Source organism: Frondihabitans sp. PhB188, assembly GCF_003752365.1.
GTDB lineage: Bacteria > Actinomycetota > Actinomycetes > Actinomycetales > Microbacteriaceae > Frondihabitans.
Genome location: NZ_RJUO01000002.1, coordinates 634,855 through 650,488 on the forward strand (window position 1 = coordinate 634,855; position 15,634 = coordinate 650,488).

Consider the following 15,634-nt stretch of genomic DNA (forward strand, 5'->3'; position numbering starts at 1 on the left):
GCACCACCCGGGCGGCGGGCCTACCGGCCCGCCGCCCCTCACACTCTCCTGCCCCGACTCGCCAGAAAGCACGAACGCCATGAAGAAGACCCCGATTCTCACGCTCGCCCTCGGCGCCGGCCTCGTCGCTGTCCTCGCCGGCTGCACCTCGTCTGACACCACCGCCGACTCGACCTCGGCCCCCACGCCCTCGCCCTCTCTCCCGACGCCAGCCGATCCGGTCGTCAACAAGTGCGTCGACGGCGTCGCCGTCCTCACCCCCACGGCGAAGAAACCGCAGATCGACCTGGCCGGAAGCTGCAGCGTCGTCAGCGTCGTCGGCACGAATGGCACCATCACCCTCGGCGCCGTGAAGCACCTCGTGTTCGAGGGCAGCGACAACAAAGTCACCGTCGCCAGCGTCGGGAAGGTCGACTTCGGCGGCAACGACAACGCGCTCACTCACGGTGGGGCAGCACCGACCGTCACGACCGGAACGACGGCGGGCAATACCGTCACGGCACGCTGATGCGCCGCCGCACCGCACGACTGTCCGCCGTCGCCCTCCTGATCGGCGCAAGCGCCGCCCTGACCGGCTGCACAGTCGCCAGCGAGGTCTCGGAGCCCGAACCGACCGGGCCGACCGCGACGCAAGCGCCGTCGGCAGTCACGCTGAAGTGCGTCGACGACTTCATGCTGATCGACGCCGACGCCCTCAAGGCGGCGAAGAAGCCGAAGACCGTCGACGTGAAGTGCGATCTGACCAGCGTCGTCGGAACCGGCGCCTCGATCACGCTGAAGGGCACCACCGACCTCGTGGTCGAAGGCAACCGCAACACCATCACGGTCGACGATGCCACGACTCGTGTCCGCCTGTCAGGCAACGAGAACGCCGTCAAGTACACCGGCGCCTCGAAGCCGGAGGTGGACGACAAGGGAGCCGCGAACACGATCACGGCAGCGACGAAGTAAGCCGAGCACGCTGAGATGGGCGCCTTCCTGTGGGAGGCGCCCATTCCGCGTTCCTGCGCCCCTGCCGTGAGCACCCCGGCCGGACGAGCAGGGAGTAGCCGCGTCGGGCAGGATGGCGGCATGATCGATGTCGCTCTCGCCCGAAACCTCCACGACGCCGGACTCCGCTGGCGACCCGCAACCGGAGACCGCTTTCTCATCGACAGCGAGGCCTTCGACCCGGGCGAGGGCGACCCCGAGATCTTCACCATCAGTGAGATGACCATCGAGGCGCACACCTACCCGACCGGCACGGAGCTCGGCTTCAACGGCACCACCGAGTGGGCTCTCGACTCGGTGTCGACCGACGACTCGCTCTGGCTGCCGCGCGAGGACCAGCTTCGAGACCTGCTGGGCCCGACGTTCCATGCGCTGACCCGCACCGAGGCCGGCGACTTCGAGGTGAGCACCACGATCGGCGCTGAGATCCAGGTGTTCGCGGCGCCGGACGCCGAGAACGCGTACGGGAGCGCGCTACTCGCCTACATCGAAGCGTCGCTCACGATCGAGGAACGGCTCGACTAGACGAGTCGCAGGAATTCACGGTCTCTCCTATCGACAATTGCAACGAGGTACAACCTGTCCTTGGGCAAGCTGGGGTCCGGGCCGGACGTATGAGAACGGCCGATTAATTTCACCTGGGAGACGGGCGCGGCCCTCGTGGTCGGGGCAAGACTGATCCCACCTCGATCTGCGGACGACGGGGATAACCGAAATACGCCAACGGGAGGTGACCATGTCGGAATCGAGTACAGGCGATCCCCTTCGTCACGAGCGCGAAGAGCAGGAAGTCCGCGAAGCCCTTCTGGGCGACGCAGCCGAACGGAGCACGGCCTGGCTGTTCGAGCAGGTCGGCGACATCGGCACGGCACGACACCGGGAACCACTCGCTTGACGCGAGCGCCCGTCAGCGACGGACGGAGGCCGTGACGGTGAACTTCGGGTTGCGCGCGACCTGACGCGTCTGACCCACGACGGACTCCAGGGTGTCTCTGTGCTTGAGGTGCGAGTTGTACACCGTCCACAGCTCTCCGCCCGGCCGCAGCACCCGGGCCGCCGCCTCGAACAGCTTGAGCGCTATGCCGGGTTCGACCGCGGCGTCGACGTGGAAGGGCGGGTTCAGCAGCACCAGATCGCACGATCCTTCGGCCTGCGACGAGAGAGCATCGTCGCGCACGACCATCACGCGGTCGGCGACGCCATTCAGCTCTGCTGTCGCCCGAGCGGACGCGACAGCCGAGGCGCTCTGGTCGGACGCGATGACGCGAGCCTCGGGCCGCCTCAGGGCGGCTGTGACCGCGAGCACACCCGACCCGCATCCCAGGTCGACGATCACATCGGCCGACGGGAGGGCCTCCGGCAGCACGTCGAGCAGGGCGCGCGTGCCGATGTCGATCTTCGCGCCGGCGAACGTGGCACCGAACGCCGCGACGGCGAGACCGAGATCATCGTGCCGTTGAGAGCGTGGCCAGGGCGACTCCACCGGCGGGTCGACCGGCTCGGACGCGGTCAGCACGCGCGACTTCTGCCGCGCCAGACCCGCGTAGAGCACCTCGAAGTGCTCGCGAAGCACGTCGTTCATCGCGGTCGTCATGTGCTTCAGCCTTCCGCCGGCGTAGACGACGACCTCGGGATGGGCGTGGCGCGCGATGAGGCCGGCGATCTCGTCGAGCGCGGCGAGCGAGCGGGGCAGCTGGAGCAGGATGGCCCTGGCCCCGTCGACCAGCGCCCCGTCGAGGGAATGGTGCGCATACGTGCCCTCGAGACCGACCTCGGCCGCGTTGGCGTCGAGTGCCAGCTCGGACACGAGCGGATCTTGAAACACGCGGATGCCGGTCAGCCCGTGCGCCGACGCGGCACCGAGGGTGAGCGCGCCGTAGTGATCGCCGATGACGGCGAGATGCCCGGAGCCGAGTGCCGAGAGCGTCGCGGTCGCCTCATCGAGGAGCAGCCGATCGGTGGCATCGACCGCGACCAGGTTCGGCGCCTCGAAGTCGGGACGGCGGCGGAGGGCGGCGAGGTCGAGGGGCATGAGCCAAGCGTACTGATGTGCACAGCCCGGTCGGTAGATCCCGAACGTAATATGTGCATAAAACATTTGACAAACGGCAACTGTTGCGAAACGCTGTGTCTATGCCCATCCCTGAGACCCAACGCTCGAGTCCACGCACGCTCATGCGCGACCGGATCCGCGAAGAGATCCTCAAGGCGATCCTGTCCGGCATCCTCGAACCCGGAGAGCGCCTGGCCGACGACGACCTCATCTCGTGGCTGGGCTGCTCGCGGACACCTGTGCGGGAGGCACTGAGCGATCTCGCGCACGCGGGCTTCGTCGAGATCGTGCCGAACAAGCACACCCGCGTCGCCGTCCCCCGGGCGGAGGAGGCCGTCCAGGTCATCCAGACGCTGGGGGTCCTGTTCGGAGGCGCGGTTCGGCTGGCGACGCCGGTCCTGCCCGATCCGGTGAGGAGGCAGATCGTCGCCACCCTCGACACCTGCCTGGCGGATCTCCAGAACGATGACGGCCTGGCCCTCAACGTCCACACGTATGCAGCCTTCGACCTCTTCGTCGACTACTGCGGCAATCCGCATCTGCAGCGAGTCTGCCACGACACCACGGCGGGTCTCGCCTACAAGCTGCGTCTGCCCAACATCACCGAGATCTTCGGCCAGCCGCGGCTCACGCGGTCATACAGCGCTCTGCGGCAGGCCACTCTGGACTGCGACGCGATCGCAGCAGAACTCGCCGCGGAGACTCTGCACCAGCTCCCCGCTCCCTGCTCCGAGAGCCTCCTCGACGCGCACACCACCTGACGCCTAGGGCACTACCTCGAGAAGACCTCCGACCGACGTCAACCGGAACCGCGGCGCTCCCGCCTCGACTGTCGCCTCCGGGTCAAGCGGCCCGAGCAGACCGAGCGCCGTCAGCAGCCGTCCCTGAATGGTCGAGCCCACCATGGCCCAGACCTCCCCGTCGTTGCGAGCGATGCGGCCGTTCAGCGTGCCTGCGACCTCGAGCAACCCGCCGGAGTGGATCGTGACCGTCGCGTCGCAGGTGCCGCTGAGGAGCACGTACCCGCCCGGCTCGATTGTCAGCCGGTCGCCGACGACGCCGCGGAGGTCGAGCGAGCCGCCTTCGCAGACCAGCGCTCCCCTCGGAGCAACCCCGGTGAGCACGATCGGCTCCTCGACGGTGAGCGGATGAGAGATGGTCCCTGACACCTTCTTCATGGCCCGACCCTAGCCCGGTCTCAGGTGCGGTTCCAGAGCGACCGGTAGAACTCGATGCGCGCGGGGTCGTCGTCGACGCCGTACGCCTCGAGAAAAGGGGCGTCCCATCCGGGGCCGTAGTTCCAGGTCAGGCTCATCGTCGCGACCGCGATGTCGGCCCATCGGTCGGCGGTTCCGAGCGCGTCGAGGTCGACCATGCCCGACCACGAGCCGTCGTCGTTCAGGATCGTGTTGGGTACGCAGGGGTCGCCGTGGCAGACGACGAGCCGATCGATCGGCGGCGCGTCGCGGGTGTCGAACGTCGAGCCTGCGGCCCGCTCCTCGATCGACCAGTCGAACGGGCAGCCGTCGACGGGCACGGTGTCGTGGAACGCCCGCAGCGCCCGACCGCACGCCGGCACAGCCCGCGCAGGATCAGCGAGCCACCGATCGTCCACCGCGCTCCGGCCCGGCAGCCCCGCCGTCACCAGCCACTCGGCGTCGTCGTCGCGCCCCTCGTCGAGCACTCGCGGCACCGGCGCATGGTCGACGGCCCAGCGCAGTCGCGCCGATTCGCCGGCCAGGTCGAGGCCGCGTCCGTGCGGGGCCCACTTGGCGAACCGCCGGGTGTCGCCGTCGCCGAGCTGGAACGTCAGACCGCCCACCTCGTTCACCCAGACCGGCGTGATCGGGTCTCCCGCCGCCAGGTCGACGACACGAGGGGGCGCAAGAACGGGGCCTCGCGGCACCTGCGCCGGTCGGACGAAGCTCACCGCCGCCTCACCGCCCCTCGGGCCGCCACAGCACCACTTGCGTCGGGCGCTCCGGCCGCCGCCCGGCCCGAAGCGGCACCACGCCGCCGCCGGACGACGCCGCGAACACCCGCGACCCCGGCCGGTTCAGCAGCTCGTCGGCGAGCGCAGACTCGAGCTCGCGTACCCGCGACTGCAGTGCGGTCACGTGGTTCTCCAGCTCGAGGATCCGCTTGATGCCCTCCAGGCTGACGCCCTCGCCGCTGAGGCGGGAGATCTCGCGCAGCTGATTGACGTCGCGCATCGAGTAACGCCGCGACTTGCCAGCCGTCCGCGTCGGGATGACGAGTCCGAGGCGGTCGTACTGGCGGAGCGTCTGCGGGTGCATCTCAGCGAGCTCGGCAGCGACCGCGATCGCGAAGATCGGCGAGTACTCGTCCATGGTCGGCCTCCTCACCGGCTCGGGATAGTCGTCAGACTACGAGGATCGGGGCTACGAGTTCTGCTTGGCTCGGTCGAGCAGGTCGCCGCGCGGGTTCTCGACGGGCAGCGCCGCGACGAGGGCCTCGACAGCCGCCTTGGCCTTGTCGCTGAGGTGCGAAGGGACGGCCACCTGGACGGTGGCGAGCAGGTCGCCCTTTCCGTCTTTCGCATCGACCCCGCGGCCCTTGACCCGAAGGACGCGGCCGCTGGGCGTCCCGGGCGCGACCCGCAGGCGGACGTTCTCGCCGCTGAGCGTGGGCACCTCGATGGTGGCGCCGAGGGCAGCCTCGGCGAAGGTCACCGGGACATCGAGTCGCAGGTTGAGCCCGTCGCGCTCGAACACGGGATGCGGGCGGACGGCGATCGTCAGGACGATGTCGCCCGGCTCGCCACCGTCGAGGCTGGGCTCGCCGCGGCCGCGCAGACGGATCTTCTGGCCGTCGTGGACGCCGGCGGGCACGCGCACCTTGATGGGCTTGCCCTGGGACTGCGTCAGCGTGATGGTGTCGCCGGTGATGGCCGTGCGGAAGTCGAGGGTGGTCGAGGCGACGATGTCGCGGCCCTTGCTCGGGCCGCCGTATCCCCGGTAGCCGCCGCTGGTCTGGCCGAAACCGCCGCCGCCGAACATGCCGGAGAAGATGTCTTCGAAGCCGCCGCCCCGCGCTCCTGAAGGATACTGCCCGGCGCCTGCGCCCTGTCGGCCGCCCTGGCCGAACATGCCGCCGAAGACGTCCTCGAAGCCTCCCCCGCCACCCTGGCCGCCGGCACCCGCCGTGAAGCGAGCACCTGAGCCCATGGCGCGGATCTGGTCGTACTCCTTCCGCTGCGCGGCATCGGAGAGCACCGAGTTGGCCTCGGAGATCTCCTTGAACTTGGCCTCGGCCTTGGCGTCGCCGGGGTTCGAGTCGGGATGGTACTGGCGGGCGAGCTTGCGGTAGACCTTCTTGAGCTCCGCGGGGGTCACGTCTTTGGACACGCCGAGCACGGCGTAGAAGTCCTTGTCGAACCAATCCTGGCTGGCCACTCGTGCCGCCCTTCTGTGTGTCGCTCGCGCCCCTCGAGGGACGCGGAAGTATCAGTATGGCGGCGGGCCCCTGGAGGGAGCCCGCCGCCGGTGGCGCTGCAGTGCCTAGGCCGGGACCGAGACGGCGACTTTGGCCGCCCGGAGCACCCTCTCGCCGAGTACGTAGCCCGGCTCGATGACATCGGCCACGGTGTTGACCGTGACGTCGGCCGTGGGAAGCTGGACGATCGCCTCGTGGAACTTCGGGTCGAACACGTCGCCCTTGGCTCCGATCTGCGTGAGTCCGAAGCGATCGAATCCGCTGCGGAGCTTCTGGGCGATGACCACCATCGGGCCCTCGGTGAGGTCGCCGTGCTGCTCGGCGCGGCTGAGATCGTCGAGAGCCGGGAGGATCGCTCGGATCACCTCGGCCACGACGGCGTCCCGGTTCGCCTCCCGGTCGCGCTCGACGCGCTTTCGGAAGTTGACCAGCTCGGCCTGCGCACGGAGCATGTCCTGGCGCATGTCGGCCACGAGGTCGACGGAGGCCTGATCCAGGATCGCCTCGTCTTCGACCGACAGCTCGACATCGGGGCCCTCGGCCTCGACGAGCTCTTCCGCGCCCTCGACGTCGGCCGTGCCGCCGTCTTCGCTGGGCGACTCCGGGGTCGGCTGGAGCGGCTCTTCTTCGGGGGTGCCGTTCTTGTCGTCGGTCACGGGCTACTTCTTGTCGTCTTCGTCGTCCACGACCTCGGCGTCGACGATGTCCTCGTCGTCGGCCGGGGTCTCGGAGGCGGGCTCGTCGGTCGGAGCCGAAGCCGAGGCCTGGTCGGACGCGTAGAGCGCCTGGCCGATCTTCTGCTGCGACTCGGTCAGCTTGTCGACGGCCGGCTTGATGGCCGCCTCGTCGTCGCCGGCGAGCGCGGTCTTCAGCGCGTCGACGTCGCCCTGGACCTCGGTCTTGACGTCGGCAGGGAGCTTCTCGTCGTTCTCCTTCAGGAGCTTCTCGATCGAGTAGACCAGCTGCTCGCCCGAGTTGCGGAGCTCGTTGGCCTCGCGGCGCGCCTTGTCTTCGGCGGCGTGCTCCTCGGCCTCGCGGACCATGCGCTCGATGTCGTCCTTCGAGAGCGACGAGCCGCCCGAGATGACCATCGACTGCTCCTTGCCGGTGCCCTTGTCTTTCGCGGACACGTGCACGATGCCGTTGGCGTCGATGTCGAAGGTGACCTCGATCTGCGGGATGCCGCGCGGAGCCGGAGCGATGCCGGTCAGCTCGAACGTGCCGAGGTTCTTGTTGTCGCGGGTGAACTCGCGTTCGCCCTGGAAGACCTGGATCGCGACGGACGGCTGGTTGTCGTCGGCCGTCGTGAAGGTCTCGCTGCGCTTGGTCGGGATGGCCGTGTTGCGCTCGATGAGCTTGGTCATCGCGCCGCCCTTGGTCTCGATGCCGAGCGACAGGGGGGTGACGTCGATGAGCAGGACGTCCTTGCGCTCGCCTTTGAGGACACCGGCCTGGAGGGCCGCGCCCACGGCGACCACCTCGTCGGGGTTCACGCCCTTGTTCGGGTCCTGGCCGCCGGTCAGCTGCTTGACGACCTCCCAGACGGCGGGCATGCGGGTCGAGCCGCCGACGAGGACGACGTGCGCGATGTCGCCGACCTTGACACCGGCCTCCTTGATGACGTCGTTGAACGGCTTCTTGGTGCGGTCGAGGAGGTCGGAGGTCCACTGCTCGAACTGCGAACGCGAGATGGTCTCGTCGAGGTTGAGGGGGCCGTCGGCGGTGAGCGTGAGGTAGGGCAGCTGGATGCTGGTCGACGACGAGGAGCTGAGCTCCTTCTTGGCCTGCTCGGCGGCCTCCTTGAGGCGCTGCTTGGCGATCTTGTCAGTCGAGAGGTCGACGCCGTTGGCGTCCTTGAACTTCTTGATGAGGTGCTCGACGATGCGGTTGTCCCAGTCGTCGCCGCCGAGGCGGTTGTCGCCCGAGGTGGACCGCACCTGGATGGTGGAGAAGTCGTCGTCCTTGCCCACTTCGAGGAGCGAGACGTCGAACGTGCCGCCACCGAGGTCGAAGACCAGGATGAGCTCGTCCTCCTTGCCCTTGTCGAGGCCGTAGGCCAGAGCGGCCGCGGTCGGCTCGTTGATGATGCGGAGCACGTTGAGGCCCGCGATCTCGCCGGCCTCCTTGGTGGCCTGGCGCTCGGAGTCGTTGAAGTAGGCCGGAACGGTGATGACCGCGTCAGTCACGTCTTCGCCGAGGTACTGCTCGGCGTCGCGCTTGAGCTTGCCCAGGATGCGGGCCGAGATCTCCTGCGGCGTGTACTTCTTGTCGTCGATCTCGACCTTCCAGTCGGTGCCGATGTGACGCTTCACCGATGCGATGGTTCGGTCGACGTTGGTGACGGCCTGGCGCTTCGCGGTCTCGCCGACGAGCACCTCGCCGTCTTTCGTGAACGCGACGACCGACGGGGTCGTGCGAAGACCCTCGGCGTTGGCGATGACGGTGGGCTCGCCGCCTTCGAGGACGGCGACCACCGAGTTGGTGGTACCGAGGTCGATTCCTACTGCACGTGCCATGTGGCTGTTCTCCTTCGTCGTGCTTGGTGTACCTAAACCTGAGAGTCGGAGTTGAGTCCGACGCGCTCAAGTTTACTCGACCTTCGACTCGAGTCAAGTCTTCCCCTGAAGACTTGAGCGCCCCAGGCTCAACTTCGAATACGGATCATCTCGTAAGGAATTCGACCAAGACGGAAAATGCATGTGACATATCATGTGGATAACCCCATCGATGAAAGCAGCTTCATGAAGTCATTCCGTACCCTGGGCCTTGCCTCGACCTGCCTCCTGGCCGTCGGTGTCAGCGCCATCGCCGCCACCCCGGCAGTAGCCGCAACCACCCGCATCGCCGGCCCGCTCGTCCTCGCCGACGGCGCTGGCTCCTTCGTACCCATCACCACACCCACGACCGGGCCTCGAGGGATCGCCGCGGGCGCGCCTTCGGCATCCGTCTCGGAGGCCACAGCCGCGGCGGCGCGATTCTCCCTGCCCAGGGTCGGCGAGACAGGCCTGGTCCGGGCAGCCGACAGGTGCCTCACCCACGTCCCGGATGTGCGGCTCGTCTCGTGCAACGCAGATGACCCGCGACAGGCTTACGAGACGTTCCAGACGGGTGGCGAGCTGAACATCCGGCTGGCCGGCTTCCCCGACGCCGTCCTGGGGGCCTCCTCGCAGGGGCTCTCCTTCGTCGAGAAGGGCACCGCCGGTTTCGCCCAGGCCGGCGTCGCCGACAACTTCCAGCCCGACGAGGCCATCGAGCCTCCGGAGGCTGGACCGCGGCTCGAGGACGTCTTCGCCTTCGATACGGCGGGCGCCGCCATCGTCGGCGGCAAGGCCGGTGCCGGCACCACGGTCACGGTGCAGCTCGACGGCACGACCGTCGCGACGACGACGATCGGCTCGCGAGACACCCGCGGTCTCTTCGGTCTTATCGCACGAGGAGTCGCGCCTCTCGACGAGCTCGTCGTGACAGCCACGTCGAAAGACGGACGGGTGTCGTCTACGAAGACCGTGGTGCAGCGGCACGACTCAGGACCCGTCTCCACCGAGAGCGCGAAGCTCGGCGACGGATCTGTCGCAATCACCGGCCGGGGCACCCCGGGGGCCGACATCGTCGTCTCGGGGCTCATCGAGCCCGATGCGGTGAAGGGCGACGCAGTCGTCGCGCCGGACGGAACCTACTCCGTCAAGGCGACCCTCTCGACCCGGACTGCCCGCGCGATGGCCGAGGTGCTCGTGAAGGTCACGGAGACCAGTGCCTCCGGCACCTTCGACGCGTATGTGCGGGTCGCGGGGGCGGACGACCTCGTCTACGCGGTCCCCTCGGTCTTCGCCGCGCCGTCTCTCGACGGCGCCGACCGACTGCTCGGCTTCGTCGCCGACGCCGACGGCTACCTCTCGGCGACGCCCTCCGGCGACTACGACGATGCCGCACGCGGAGCGACGACCCTCGTCTACTCGTTCGGCACGCCCAACGCGGCGATCACCGACGAAGCCGGCGAGAAGTGCCTCACCCTGCCCCTGCGCTCGGCGGCGGATCAGCGCCCCCGTCTCCTCGACTGCACCGGTGAGTCCGACCAGGAGTGGACGATGACGGAGGACGGCACCATCCAGGACGTCAATGCGGATCGTGGCCTCGTACCGGTCGCCGGCGCCACGCCGGGCTCCTGGACGTTGCAGGTCTCCGGAGCCGCGGGCCGCTGGATGACCATCGTCGCCCCGCAGGTCTTCTCCGAGCCGCTCCGAGCGAAAGCCGATCTCTCCGACGGCTCCCTCCACCTCGCCGGCACCGCGACTCCGTTGAGCGAGATCGTCGTGACGGCCACGATCAACGGGCTCACGCAAGAGCTCACCGGGCGGAGCGTCGACGAGACGGGCGCATGGAGCGCAGTCGTCCCGGGCGCCGTCCTGCGCCAGGTACCCGACGCCCGGGTCACCGTGACCGATCGCTACCTCTCGCAGACCCAGGTCCTCGAGTTCGATCTCGATGCCAAGAACGTCGTCACCATCGCGGACCTCACCGACGGCGACGTCATCGTCGGCGGGTCCACCTCCATCTCGGGTACTGCTCTCAGGGGCCTGAAAGTACGCGTTCTCGAGGGCGACGAGGTTCTCGGCGAGGTCGAAGCCGAGCCTGCCGCGGCACGCGCCGCAGGCGATGAGGGCACCTTCGCGGTCCCCGTGTCGGGCCTCACCCCCGGCGAGCACACGCTGACCGTCGAACAGCGTCAGAACGACAACGCCACGACCCGGTCCAGCGTGACCGTCGAAGTCCAGGACGGTATCGCCCCTCCCGTCGTCGACTCCCCCGCCGCGGATTCCACCGTCACCGTCTCGCGTCCTGTCTTCACGGGCACGGGCGAGCCGAAATCGACCGTCGCCATCAGCTACGGCCCCAAGTCGAAGATCGGCAGCGCGACGGTGAAGGAGGACGGCACGTGGTCCGCCAGCCTGACTGCCGGACTCAGCCTCGGCAAGTCGACTCTGACCGTCACGCAGACCGCCGGCGCGGACAAGCAGACCGTCACCCACGCGGTGACCCGCGTGCTCGAAGCGGCTGATCTCGCAGTCACCAGTCACACCACCGGCGACACGTACGCCGACGGGATCGCCACATTCTCTGGCACCGGCGCGGAAGGCGCGACGGTGACGGCGAAGAACCAGTGGGGGACGCCGATGGGCTCGGCCACGGTGAAGAACGGGGTCTGGACGTTCGCGCGCAATCTCGGGCCGACCTCGGCGGGCTACGACATCGTCTTCACCCAGACGCTGAAGGGGACCGAGGCGAAGACCGTCTCGCTGCACCTCGACTATGAGAAGCAGGCGAACGTTCCCGTCACGGTGACGAGCATCGCCGACGGCGCCACCTACACGCCCGGCATGAACATCCTCCGCGGCACCGGCACCCCCGGTGCCACGGTCGCGGCCGTCAACGCCACCAACAACTGGAACGTTCCGATGGGAACCGCGAAGGTCGCTGCCGGCGGCAGCTGGGCGCTCCCCGAGCGCAACTGGGGCCCCTCGAACGACTACGAGATCAAGGTCACCCAGACCAATCCCGACAAGACCACCAGCACGGCGACGGTCATCGTCAAGGCCCCGTCGGCGAACTAGGTCCGGTCTCTCACTCTGAGCGGCGGAGCCCAGCGCCGCATTCTGCGCTGGGCTCCGCCGCCTCCATCGCTCCAGCATCGCCCTCGGGCCCGTACAAAAGGAACACACGTGAAGCCATCCTCCCGCCGACGCCGCGGCACAATCGCGGCGACATCGGCCCTCAGCCTCGGGGCGCTTCTGGCCGCCGGACTGCAGACCGCAGCTTTCGCCGAGAGCCCCGCAACGTCGCAGTCGCAGTCCCGCGCGAGCACCATCACCGACAACCCGCTCGTCTTCCGCTGGAGCGACGGAGGAGGCGGCTACCGCTTCGGGGGCTTCTCCGTCGACGGAACCGGCTCGCTGACGAGCTCCAACGCGGGCGCGACGTCGTTCGCCGCTGCGGCCCCCGAAGCGAGCACCCTCTCGTTCACCCTCGGCGGTGTCCAGCAGATCCGGGACGCCGACGACAACACCTGCCTGGCCCTCTCGCCCGGCTGGGGAAGCCGGGGAGACTGGAGCGTCGGGATGACGCAGTGCACCGGTGAAGGCGACCAGGACTGGGCCGTGCTGGACGACGGATCGATCATCCACGCCCAGACGGCCTCATACCTCAAGCCTGAAGTCGCCGGATCGACCGCGACTCTGACCGCACGGTTCGATCCCGCCGCACCCGCCCTGCTCAGTGCACCGGAAGGCATCGGCGAAGGCGAGTTCGCTGTCCACGCCGACATCACCCCGAAGCAGGTGACCTTCTTCGGCACGGCCCACCCCGACTCGTACGTGACGGTCTCGGGTGACGTGAACGGCGAGGGCGCCGTCTTCGCCTCGCGACGGGCCGATCCCGACGGCATCTGGTCGGTGTCGATTCCGACCAGCATCCTCGACCGCTTCCCCGACATCATTCTCACGGGCCTCTCGAGCTTCCTTGGCCAGGATGTCGAGTTCGAGACCCCGATCGACGCGAAGAACGTCGTCACGATCGATCCCATCGAGGGCACGGTGGCCTCGGATGCCCTCACTCTCTCCGGTGCAGCCCAGGCGGGCGCCACGGTCGTCGTCAAGAAGGGCGAGACCGTCATCGGGTCGGCCATCGCAGAGCCGTCGTCGACCCGCGCGGCCTCCGACGCCGGTACCTACTCCATCCCCGTGCGGGGCCTGACAACGGGTCAGCACACTCTCACAGTCGAGCAGGCGCAACGCGACGCCCCGACTGTCGTCACTCGCGACACGATCGCCGTCGATGTCACCGCCGATGCGGCGACAGGGGACACCTCCCCCGCTGTGTTCCGCTACGCGGGCCTTCCAGGCAAGGTCTTCAACGCTGGCTTCACAGTGACGAACGACGGCCACCTCGTCAGTTCCAACGGAAAGGAGCAGTCCTCCGACGAGGCCGGAGTCGGTGCTGTGCCGCTGATCGTGAAGCGCGGCGCCGATGTACCGATCACGGACGCCTCGGGTGAGCTCTGCCTGACCGACGCGAAGCCCGACGTCCGAGACCGCCGCCTCACCCTTGAGGACTGTGACAATGCGCGTGACCAGAAGTGGTTCGTGGCCGCGGGCGGAGAGATCCGCAATCCTGCCTCGAGGCAGAACGTCTCTCTCGCGCCGTCGTCGACCGAGGGCCGACTTGACCTTGTCTCGGTCCTGGGCTCCAGCATCGCGAAGTTCACCGCCCCGTCCGACGTGGGATCGGTTCCGTTCAGCCTGGATGTCGCGATCGACGGCGACGACCTGGAGGTCTGGGGAACCGGCGCCGACGGCCGCGTCGTGGAGGTGGTAGCCGACGTGACCTTCGGCTCCAAGCCGCTGGTGATCTACGCAGGTGACGTCGACACCACCGGCACGTGGAAGGCCAGGGTCCCTGCCAGCGCGTTGCAGCGGTACTTGAAGGTCCCTTTTGTCGCCACCCAGAAGCTCTTCGGCAACGAGCAGTCGATCGAGATCGACGTCGACGCCAAGAACGTCGTCACGATCGACGGGCTCGATGACGGCGACGAGATCGTCGGCGACTCCACCGAGCTCCGGGGCAGCGCCCTTCGCGACACCACCGTCGTCGTGAAGGAAGGCGACGAGGTCCTCGGCGAGACGATGGCGAAGGCCAGCAAGCGCGGCGCGGGCGACGAGGGGACCTACGCGGTGCCCCTCGCAGACCTGACCCCGGGCGAGCACACCTTCACGGTCGAGCAGAGTCAGAACGCCCACGTGACGACGCGCTCCCGCGTCACGGTCGACGTCGTCCCGACGGCCGACGCTCCGTTCGCGGTGACGTCGCACAGCGACGGCGACACCTACGTCGACGGCATCTCGACGTTCGCGGGCACCGGCACCGACGGCGCCACGGTGACGGCGACGAACCAGTGGGGCACCCTGATGGGGCGCGCCACCGTCAAGGATGGCGCGTGGACCTTCGCTCGCAACCTCGGACCGACGACGACCGGATACGACATCACGTTCACGCAGACGAGCCCTGCCGGTTCGTCTTCGTCCACCGTGCACCTCGACTACGCGGGTTCGCGTCCGCTCGTCGTGTCGTCGCCCGCCGACGGCTCGACCTACGACGTCGGCGTGGCCGAGTTCCGCGGAACTGCGACGGCCGGCGCCCGGATCACGGCCGTCAACCAGTGGGGTACCCCGATGGGAAGCCACACTGCTGATTCGAAGGGCGACTGGACATTCAGCCGCAACCTCGGACCCACGACGGCCGGCTACGACATCACCGTCACGGCTACCAAGGGCGCCGATGTGAAGACCACCGTGATCCACCTCAAGTCCAAGGAGGCGAACGTGCCGGTCGCCGTCACGAGCATCCCCGACGGCGCGACGTACCGACCGGGACTGAACGTCCTGCGCGGCACGGGGACCCCCGGCGCCGGCATCACCGCCGTCAACGCCACCAACGGCTGGAACGTGCCGATGGGCAGCGCCAAGGTCACCGCCGACGGCACCTGGGCACTCCCCGAGCGCAACTGGGGCCCGTCGAACGACTACCAGGTCACGGTCACGCAGACCAACCCCGACAAGACCACCAGCACGACGACCATCGGCATCAAGGCACCGGTCTTCACTCCGCTGCAGGTCTCGGGTGTTGCTCTGGGCGCCGCCCAGGGGGCCGGGGTCCACGCGACGTTCCGCGGGACCGCCACGCCGTTCGCGACCATCGCCGTCACGTCGGCCACGACCGCGACGACGTACCAGTCCGTCACGGCGGACGCGAAGGGCGAGTGGACTGCCACGCGCGTCTGGAACCCGGAGCACACATACACGCTGAGCTTCGACCAGACCGCGAGGGACGGCAAGACGTCATCTGTCGCGTACGGCAAGTGGACGCCGAAGGACTCCAAGTAGCACCCGCGTGACGAAGAGGGCGACTGGTCGACGGCCGGTCGCCCTCTTTCGCGCTTCCGCAGGAGCAGAGGCGGGCTGCCGCGTCAGCGGACGACACGACCGTGGCCCCCCACCGGCGTGTCGTCCCCCGCTGATTCTCGCGGCAGCCCCTCTGGTGCATCTCGATGATTCGGGCATCGAGGCCGGCGTCTCTTCCGACGCC

At 68.5% G+C, this 15,634-nt stretch carries 13 protein-coding genes; 6 read left to right on the top strand and 7 right to left on the bottom strand.

Annotation, left to right across the window (positions count from 1 at the left end; all coding sequences use genetic code 11):
* The first annotated feature begins 79 nt into the window (after positions 1–79).
* The 3 genes from EDF46_RS07845 to EDF46_RS07855 all read left to right on the top strand — a co-directional run bounded on the left by EDF46_RS07845 (position 80) and on the right by EDF46_RS07855 (position 1,515).
* Complete coding sequence (locus EDF46_RS07845; RefSeq protein ID WP_123505705.1) at positions 80–508, top strand: DUF3060 domain-containing protein; 429 nt, start codon at positions 80–82, stop codon at positions 506–508.
* Positions 508–951, top strand: coding sequence for a DUF3060 domain-containing protein (locus tag EDF46_RS07850; RefSeq protein ID WP_123505706.1), 444 nt, complete (start codon positions 508–510; stop codon positions 949–951). Before EDF46_RS07845 ends, EDF46_RS07850 begins: the two co-directional genes overlap by 1 nt.
* A gap of 120 nt (positions 952–1,071) precedes the next feature.
* Positions 1,072–1,515: a pilus assembly protein CpaE gene (locus EDF46_RS07855; RefSeq protein WP_123505707.1), complete on the top strand. Its 444-nt coding sequence runs from the start codon at positions 1,072–1,074 to the stop codon at positions 1,513–1,515.
* A gap of 382 nt (positions 1,516–1,897) precedes the next feature.
* Here the strand turns inward: EDF46_RS07855 and EDF46_RS07860 are convergent, their stop codons facing one another.
* On the bottom strand, positions 1,898–3,022 hold the full coding sequence (locus EDF46_RS07860) for a methyltransferase (protein ID WP_123505708.1): 1,125 nt from the start codon (positions 3,020–3,022) through the stop codon (positions 1,898–1,900).
* 101 nt (positions 3,023–3,123) lie between these two features.
* Here EDF46_RS07860 and EDF46_RS07865 point away from each other — a divergent pair, with 101 nt between their 5' ends.
* Complete coding sequence (locus EDF46_RS07865; protein WP_123505709.1) at positions 3,124–3,804, top strand: GntR family transcriptional regulator; 681 nt, start codon at positions 3,124–3,126, stop codon at positions 3,802–3,804.
* 3 nt (positions 3,805–3,807) lie between these two features.
* On the opposite strand, the gene EDF46_RS07870 is transcribed toward EDF46_RS07865, so the two are convergent.
* The 6 genes from EDF46_RS07870 to dnaK all read right to left on the bottom strand — a co-directional run bounded on the left by EDF46_RS07870 (position 3,808) and on the right by dnaK (position 9,015).
* Entirely contained in the window at positions 3,808–4,221 is a 414-nt protein-coding gene (locus EDF46_RS07870; RefSeq protein ID WP_123505710.1) for a hypothetical protein, read from the bottom strand.
* A gap of 20 nt (positions 4,222–4,241) precedes the next feature.
* Positions 4,242–4,973 (bottom strand): aminoglycoside 3'-phosphotransferase, encoded by a 732-nt coding sequence (locus EDF46_RS07875; protein WP_233579932.1) that lies wholly within the window; start codon positions 4,971–4,973, stop codon positions 4,242–4,244.
* Between the two features lie 7 nt (positions 4,974–4,980).
* Positions 4,981–5,394 (bottom strand): heat shock protein transcriptional repressor HspR, encoded by a 414-nt coding sequence (locus EDF46_RS07880; RefSeq protein ID WP_123505711.1) that lies wholly within the window; start codon positions 5,392–5,394, stop codon positions 4,981–4,983.
* A 51-nt stretch (positions 5,395–5,445) separates the two neighbouring features.
* Entirely contained in the window at positions 5,446–6,459 is a 1,014-nt protein-coding gene (locus EDF46_RS07885) for a DnaJ C-terminal domain-containing protein (RefSeq protein ID WP_123505712.1), read from the bottom strand.
* Between the two features lie 105 nt (positions 6,460–6,564).
* Complete coding sequence (locus tag EDF46_RS07890; RefSeq protein ID WP_123505713.1) at positions 6,565–7,155, bottom strand: nucleotide exchange factor GrpE; 591 nt, start codon at positions 7,153–7,155, stop codon at positions 6,565–6,567.
* Between the two features lie 3 nt (positions 7,156–7,158).
* Positions 7,159–9,015 (bottom strand): molecular chaperone DnaK, encoded by a 1,857-nt coding sequence (dnaK, locus tag EDF46_RS07895; RefSeq protein WP_123505714.1) that lies wholly within the window; start codon positions 9,013–9,015, stop codon positions 7,159–7,161.
* Between the two features lie 225 nt (positions 9,016–9,240).
* Between dnaK and EDF46_RS07900 the strand changes: the two genes are divergently transcribed.
* The gene (locus EDF46_RS07900) at positions 9,241–12,108 is read left to right on the top strand and encodes an Ig-like domain-containing protein (protein ID WP_123505715.1); all 2,868 of its coding nucleotides are present in this window, start codon (positions 9,241–9,243) and stop codon (positions 12,106–12,108) included.
* Between the two features lie 108 nt (positions 12,109–12,216).
* The gene (locus tag EDF46_RS07905; RefSeq protein WP_123505716.1) at positions 12,217–15,432 is read left to right on the top strand and encodes a hypothetical protein; all 3,216 of its coding nucleotides are present in this window, start codon (positions 12,217–12,219) and stop codon (positions 15,430–15,432) included.
* The last annotated feature ends 202 nt before the right edge of the window (positions 15,433–15,634 follow it).

Bases quoted from the DNA above. Each gene is read 5' to 3' on its own strand.
- EDF46_RS07845 (WP_123505705.1), top strand. From the start codon at position 80: ATGAAGAAGACCCCGATTCTCACGCTCGCCCTCGGCGCCGGCCTCGTC.
- EDF46_RS07870 (WP_123505710.1), bottom strand. From the start codon at position 4,221: ATGAAGAAGGTGTCAGGGACCATCTCTCATCCGCTCACCGTCGAGGAG.
- EDF46_RS07900 (WP_123505715.1), top strand. From the start codon at position 9,241: ATGAAGTCATTCCGTACCCTGGGCCTTGCCTCGACCTGCCTCCTGGCC.
- EDF46_RS07865 (WP_123505709.1), top strand. From the start codon at position 3,124: ATGCCCATCCCTGAGACCCAACGCTCGAGTCCACGCACGCTCATGCGC.
- EDF46_RS07880 (WP_123505711.1), bottom strand. From the start codon at position 5,394: ATGGACGAGTACTCGCCGATCTTCGCGATCGCGGTCGCTGCCGAGCTC.
- dnaK (WP_123505714.1), bottom strand. From the start codon at position 9,015: ATGGCACGTGCAGTAGGAATCGACCTCGGTACCACCAACTCGGTGGTC.
- EDF46_RS07850 (WP_123505706.1), top strand. From the start codon at position 508: ATGCGCCGCCGCACCGCACGACTGTCCGCCGTCGCCCTCCTGATCGGC.
- EDF46_RS07860 (WP_123505708.1), bottom strand. From the start codon at position 3,022: ATGCCCCTCGACCTCGCCGCCCTCCGCCGCCGTCCCGACTTCGAGGCG.
- EDF46_RS07855 (WP_123505707.1), top strand. From the start codon at position 1,072: ATGATCGATGTCGCTCTCGCCCGAAACCTCCACGACGCCGGACTCCGC.